Genomic DNA, 4,622 nt, shown 5'->3' with positions numbered 1-4,622 from the left:
GAGGACCTGTGCGTTGTCGGTCTCGGCCGGACGCGGCTGGCCAAGTCCGTGCACGACGCGGGGTGGGCCAGCTTCACCGCTATGTTGGAGTACAAGGCCGCCCGGTACGGGCGCACCTTCGCTCGGGTGGACCGGTTCTTCCCGTCCACCCGGATGTGCTCGGACTGCGGCCGGATCAACGACAAGATGGCGTTGAACGTCCGAACGTGGAAGTGCCCGTGCGGCAGCACCCACGATCGAGACGCCAACGCGGCCATCAACGTGCTCGCGGCGGGACGCGCCGAGAGCCTAAACGACCGTGGAGCGCGGATCAGACCACCAGCGATGGTGGCACCGCGCGGCGAAGCGGTAATCCACCCGGACGCCGCGCGTTCCACACGCAGCCTGGAGGGAACCTCCGTCCCTGACGGCGGAGAGATCGTCAACGTCAAACCCACGCCCTCGCCCTCGCGGCATGAAACCCCGGTGTCCGGTCCCGGGGTGGAACCTCAGTGTCCATCTGGCGCACCACGGCCAACGACGTGGCCCAGATCCAGCAAGTTGGTCCCTTATAGACTGCGCCTCTGACCGCCGGGCGACACAGGGAGAGCCGGTAATGCCAACGAGCCAGGCTGATGGCGGGTTGCCAACTGCTCCAGAAAAGCCGCAGGGGTCATGGAGCCGTGGTTTCCGGGCAAAGCTCGCCGCCTCACTCTCGGCTGTCGCGCTGATCGCTGCTGGGGCGGTCCTCACTCCGTTCGGCACCAAGGCCGCAAACCTGATCTGGCCCGACCCACCTGCTGGCGCCGAGGGCACGCCGACACCGGTCATCCCGTCCGCCACCGCCGTGGCGGCCAACAACGGTTGCCGGCCGGGTGGGCCTGCCCTCAGCGTCGCCCTCTCCTACAAGTTCAGGGGATCGACGTGGTGGGCGACCGCCGACGTGCTGCCCGCCTCCATCCTGGAAGCGCTCAACGCGCCGGGCGAACCCGAACCGTCGGACGTCCTGGCGAAATACAACCCCGTCCAGTCGCAGCACGCCGCCGGTACGCTGTTAGAGCTGGTCGCGACCGGCTGCGGCGCCAAGCCGGTGGTTATCCTGGGAATGCATGCAAAGGTGACGAAGCGCGCCAAGCCGCTGAGCGGCAGCGTCGTGTGGCGCCCGCCGCAGGGCAACCTCGATGTCACCACCATCGGGTTCAACCTCGACGCCGCCGAGCCGTCCGCCCAGACCTACGAGTCGCGCGAGAACAAGTTGGGTCGGCCGTACTTCGAGGCCAACGCGGTGCAGGTAGCCCCCGGCGAGACCGTCCCGATGTCGGTCATGGGCCTCACCAAGCGCTCCTACCTCGAATGGTCCATCGCGTTCGAGACGTTGGTCGACGGGCACTCCTGGAACTTCACCGTCTCGCTGCCCGGCGACCAACCGATCCAGAGCACAGCCGCCGTCGCGGCCTACGGGTCCGCGTACCAGCAGGATGTCTCGATCCCCGGGTTCAAGAAGGTCGACCCGGCCAAGCCGTGGTTAATGACCATCGGTTGATAGGTACCGTCTGACGCTGTCGCCGGGCGGCGGTTCCCTCGGCGCCGCTGCTATGGGCGCCCGGGTGCCCTTGTAGCTGTAGGCGATCCCTTCCTTCTTTGTCCCGTACACCTCGACGTCGGTGCCGTCTAGGTCGATGGTGGCCGCACCGGTGCGCAGCACCCCCGCCGGGCGGCCGGCAGCAACCCGATCACCCGACTGGCGATCTCCCCAATGCCTTCCTCGATCTCGGCGACCTGGGCCTGGCCGGGCAGTACTCCGCGTATATCAGGGTCGGCACGCTGGCGGGCCGCCCGGGGACGGCACTGCGTCAGGCTGGCGTCGCGGTGAAGTCTGCCGCGTGGTGGGCGGCCCGCTGGGCGTAGGTGAGGGCGGGTCGCCCGGTGATCTCCTCGACGGTCGGCAGTACCTGTGCGATCTTGCCGTCCTTTGACGCGAGCACGTCGAGGAGAAAGTCGGCCGCCGGCGGCGGCGCTCCGTGGAGCAGCTGCTCCTCCCGGAATTGTTCTCGGGGCTGCTCCTCGAACCGCAGCGGTCGCCCGATCGTCTCGCCGATGATTCGTACGCGGTCGATCTGGGTCAGCGACTCGGGCCCGGTGAGCGTGTACGCCTTGCTGATGTGCCGGTCGAGGAGGGCGCGGACGGCAACGGCGGCGATGTCGCGTGGGTCGATGGGGACCTGCCCGGCATGCCCATATGCTTCGCGTACGATGCCGTCGGCCGCGATCTGGTGTGCCCAGGCGAGGTCGTTGGTCATGAACACGTCCGGGCGCACGAACGTCCACGGCAGCCCCGACGCGTCGACGGCCTCTTCGAGTGCCAGATGCTGCTCGCCGATCCACCCGGGCCTGGGATATGTAACGGCCGATGAGGAGAGCAGGACGACGTGCCGCAGCCCGGAGCGCTTCGCCATGTCGAGGAATCCGTCGAGCGCAGTGACGGACCCTCCTTCGTGGCGGCGACCGGTTGGGGACGAGAACGGATGCGCCGCACAGAGCTCAGACGAAACTTAGACCGGCGGCGTGCGGGGTTATGCCGTGAGGGCGGTGAGTTCGGCTTGGTAGCCGAGGTCGTGGAGTTGGCGTAGCAGCTGGTTCTTGCGGGTCTCGGGGTCGTCGCGGCGGGTGTAGTAGTCGGCGCCGAGGTCGGTGTAGGTCTGATCGTTGGCGAGTAAGTGCCAGACGATGACCAGGATGGTGTGGGCGACGGCGACAGCGGCTTTCTTGCTGCCGGCTTTGCCGAAGCGCCGGTGCAGACGGCGGTAACGGGCGCCGAGTCGGGTGCGGGTGCGGGAGGTGGCCCAGGCGGCTTCGAACAGCACGGTGGCGAGGTGGGGGTTGCCGTGGCGGGTGATTCCTTTCCGGCGTTTGCCGGCTGATTCGTGGTTGCCGGGGCAGAGGCCGGCCCATGAGGCGAGGTGGGCTGGGGTGGGGAAGCGGGTCATGTCCACCCCGATCTCGGAGATGATCGTCTGCGCTGCCCGGTCACCGACGCCGGGGATCGTCTTGAGCCGGTCCCGCTGTGCTGCGAACGGGGCGATGACGACGTCGATGTGGGTGTCGAGCTTGCCGATCATGTCGTTGAGGTGATCGATGTGGGTCAGATGCAGCCGGCAGAGCAGGGCGTGGTGCTCGGCGAACCTGCCGGCGAGCGCGAGGGTCAGGTCCGGAATTTTCTTGCGCAGCACTCCTCTGGCCAGGTCGGCCAGTACTGCCGGATCCCGCTCCCCGGCGATGAGCGCTTCGATCATCGCGCGACCGGACACGCCGATGGCGTCGGAGGCGATGGAGTCGAGCTTGATGCCGCCGTCTTCGAGGACCTTGTGCAGCCGTTGGGTCTCGCGGGTGCGTTCCTCGATCAGCTTCTTGCGGTAGCGGGTCAGTTCCCGGATCGCGGCGATGTCGGTCGGCGGGATGAAACTGCCGCGCAGCAGTCCCACCTCGCACAGCTCGGCCAGCCACACCGCATCGGAGGCGTCGGTCTTGCGGCCCGGCACGTTTTTGACGTGGTGGGCGTTGCACAGCAGGATCTCCAGCCCGTCGGCCTCGGCGAGGGCGTGGAAGACCGGCCGCCAGTACACGCCGGTGGCTTCCATCGCCACGTGCGTGACCTGCTCGGTGACCAGCCAGGCGGTCATCTCGCGCAGCGCGCTGTAGAACGTCGGGTACTTGCGGACCTGTTGACGGCGTTGCCCCGGCTGCCCGCTGGGGGTGCGGACCGCCACCGTGATTTGCTTCTTGTGCACGTCGATCGCTGCGACACGCGGATAGACGATTTCCACGACGCCTCCATGGTGGAGCCGAGTCGATAAGGCGTCGCCCGCGGAACCCGCGGAAGATCAAGAAACTCAGACACGCGCTCACAGCGGCAACCCGGGGTGCCTACCGGGGCGGGTTCCAACGTCACTCTTGTAAACGGGCTCGCAGGTGCCAAGCTCTGTCGACGTCGGCGGGCGACGCATCGAGTTTCACAAACCCGCGGGTGCCCCGCCAGGGGCATCTTCCTCTTGTAAGCGAGGAGTCAGGCAGCGAGGCAGCAAGGAGGCAGCGCGAGCCTTGCTGCGGGCCGGACCCGAACGTCAACCGACGAGGTTCGACGCCTGCTCGTCGGCACTGGTAGGCGCCTGAGCCGGCGGACAGGCGGCAACCAGGCCTGGGCGGGCAGGGCGGCGACCAGCTCGTCTTGCCCGACGGTGGTGAGGCGACCAACGTGCCTGGTCAGTACACCTAGGCCAGGATGGCGATGAACACCTGGGGCCGGATGGGCGAGCTGAGTGCCTCATCCGCTCGGGCGACCGGATTTCCGGCGCGCCCCGGGTAGGTTCGCCGCGTAGGGCTGTCACAAACAGGGAGGCGGTCTTGTCTTTCCTGTAGACACTCCCTGTTTGGAGGAATACATGAGCGCTGAGCAGGCACACCTGCCCCCAGGCGTTGAGGTGATCACGACCCTGCCGGAGGCGACGGCCCTGATCCCGGCTGGCGCCGAGGCCAGGACCATCCGGGTCACCCTGTCGCCCGGTGACCCCGGCGCGCCGCCGCACCGGCACCCCGGGCCGCTCTTCGGCTACGTGACCCGGGGCGAGATCCTCTTCGAGTTGGAG

At 67.9% G+C, this 4,622-nt stretch carries 4 protein-coding genes and 1 pseudogene; 3 read left to right on the top strand and 2 right to left on the bottom strand.

Features of this window, described 5'->3' with window-relative positions; translation table 11 throughout:
* The first annotated feature begins 81 nt into the window (after window positions 1-81).
* Together JNW89_RS39100 and JNW89_RS28340 are read left to right on the top strand one after the other, a co-directional pair.
* Entirely contained in the window at window positions 82-567 is a 486-nt protein-coding gene (locus tag JNW89_RS39100; RefSeq protein WP_375155157.1) for a zinc ribbon domain-containing protein, read from the top strand.
* Window positions 568-595: 28 nt separating this feature from the next.
* A complete protein-coding gene (locus JNW89_RS28340; protein WP_238451438.1) occupies window positions 596-1,522 on the top strand; it encodes a hypothetical protein in 927 nt (308 codons plus the stop codon).
* Between the two features lie 310 nt (window positions 1,523-1,832).
* Here the strand turns inward: JNW89_RS28340 and JNW89_RS28335 are convergent.
* A pseudogene (locus tag JNW89_RS28335) lies at window positions 1,833-2,444 on the bottom strand (NAD(P)H-binding protein); the annotation flags it as partial.
* A 108-nt stretch (window positions 2,445-2,552) separates the two neighbouring features.
* Complete coding sequence (locus JNW89_RS28330; protein WP_238451435.1) at window positions 2,553-3,803, bottom strand: IS110 family transposase; 1,251 nt, start codon at window positions 3,801-3,803, stop codon at window positions 2,553-2,555.
* A 615-nt stretch (window positions 3,804-4,418) separates the two neighbouring features.
* Between JNW89_RS28330 and JNW89_RS28325 the strand changes: the two genes are divergently transcribed.
* Window positions 4,419-4,622: hypothetical protein (locus JNW89_RS28325; RefSeq protein ID WP_238451434.1), on the top strand; the 204-nt coding region annotated here is incomplete at its 3' end.

It is taken from the genome of Micromonospora sp. 4G55, assembly GCF_016803375.1.
This window is presented reverse-complemented; position numbering and strand designations above follow the sequence as displayed.

Coding starts and splice junctions, on each gene's coding strand:
- JNW89_RS39100 (WP_375155157.1), top strand. CDS start 82: ATGTTGGAGTACAAGGCCGCCCGGTACGGGCGCACCTTCGCTCGGGTG.
- JNW89_RS28340 (WP_238451438.1), top strand. CDS start 596: ATGCCAACGAGCCAGGCTGATGGCGGGTTGCCAACTGCTCCAGAAAAG.